This window comes from Roseomonas sp. KE2513 (genome assembly GCF_016107305.1).
In the GTDB taxonomy this organism is placed as follows: Bacteria; Pseudomonadota; Alphaproteobacteria; order Acetobacterales; family Acetobacteraceae; genus Roseomonas.
Window position 1 is genome coordinate 1 of sequence record NZ_RCVR01000138.1, and the last position, 1372, is coordinate 1372.

Sequence of the window (1372 nt, forward strand, 5' to 3'; positions counted from 1 at the left end):
TGAAGGCAAGCCTTTCGACTGGTCGGCGCGAATCACCGCAAGGTCGAGCCAGATGACGCTCAGATGAAAGGCATATCAGCCATTTTCTTTATAGTTTTATGGTATAGGCAATGTGTTCTGTTGATGGGCTGCACGCAAATGACGCTTCGTCAGATCGAGATTGTGCGTGCCGTGGTTCGTCTTCAAACGACGATGGCGGCCGCTCGCCACCTCAACATGTCTCAGCCTGCTGTGAGCACAGCGATCCGACAGATCGAGGCGCAACTCGGCTTTCCGCTTTTCGAGAGGGTGAACAACCGCCTCGTCCCGTTGGAGGCCGCAACCATCGTCCACGAGGAGACCGAGGCCATTTTCGCCGTGCACGCGGCGCTTCTCGAACGCCTTCAGGATCTCCGGGAAACCAAGTTCAGCCGACTGCGACTTCTCAGCACGCCGCCCTTGGGTTTGAGCGTCATCCCACACGTGCTGGAGGCATTCACCCGCCGCCACTCTCGGCTTAAAACGTACTTCGACATTCGCGACTTGGCGGACGTGATGCGCGGCGTTGAGAACGGGAAGGCGGATCTCGGCATCGGCCTCGACCTTGGGCCACAGCCCACGTTGCAGGTGGAGGCCTTGTTCCAGCGACGCATGGTCGCCGTCTGCCGCCCGGACCATCCACTGGCGAGCCTTAAGGTGGTCACCCCGCGAGACCTGACAGAGCACCCTTTCGTCGCGCTTGAGGCCGACACTCGCATGGGGGCCGGGGTGCGCGCCGCCTTCCACTCCGCCCGGCAGTCATTTCTTTACCGCGCCGAGGTTCGTACCTGTAGCACCGCCTGTGCGCTCGTGGAGGCGGGACTCGGAGTGTCCGTCGTTGATCCTTTCTCCGCTGAGCACGGGGTGCACGGCAGGCTCGCCATCCTACCCTTCGAGCCCACCATTCCGTCGACCGTTTGGGCGTTCTGGTCGAACCGCAAGCCGATCTCCGACACCGCGCGGCGTTTCCTCGGCGAGATCCGGCTGGCCTTGGCCACACCCCAACATGAATCCCGGCTTTAGGACTGGCTCGGACACGTCGCCGGTTTCGGCGTCGGAGCCGCGGCCGGTGCTGGGAACCGTTACCACGCAGATCTCGCCATCCTCGACCGCCATTAGATCTGTGAAGGTCCTGCCCACCTGGATTCCGACCACATCAGTTGATCCCCCGGTACGGAGCGGATGCGAGCTGACTACGGCGGCGCCCCCCCCCTCAGCAGAATGACGAGCCCAGCTTCACAAGTAGGTCGGGGCGCTGAAGACCTTGCGGCGTGAACAGACTTAAGGAGAGGCGCGCCAAGCCAAGGTAGCCTGACTCGAAGATGCCCTGTTTGGGGAGGAAACAAGGCGATCA

At 62.0% G+C, this 1372-nt stretch carries 1 protein-coding gene; it reads left to right on the forward strand.

The features are described 5' to 3' along the window. Window positions 1–123 precede the first annotated feature (123 nt). Window positions 124–1041: a LysR family transcriptional regulator gene (locus D9599_RS30610; protein WP_232481147.1), complete on the forward strand. Its 918-nt coding sequence runs from the start codon at window positions 124–126 to the stop codon at window positions 1039–1041. Window positions 1042–1372 lie beyond the last annotated feature (331 nt).

Bases quoted from the DNA above. Each gene is read 5' to 3' on its own strand.
- D9599_RS30610 (WP_232481147.1), top strand. From the start codon at position 124: ATGGGCTGCACGCAAATGACGCTTCGTCAGATCGAGATTGTGCGTGCC.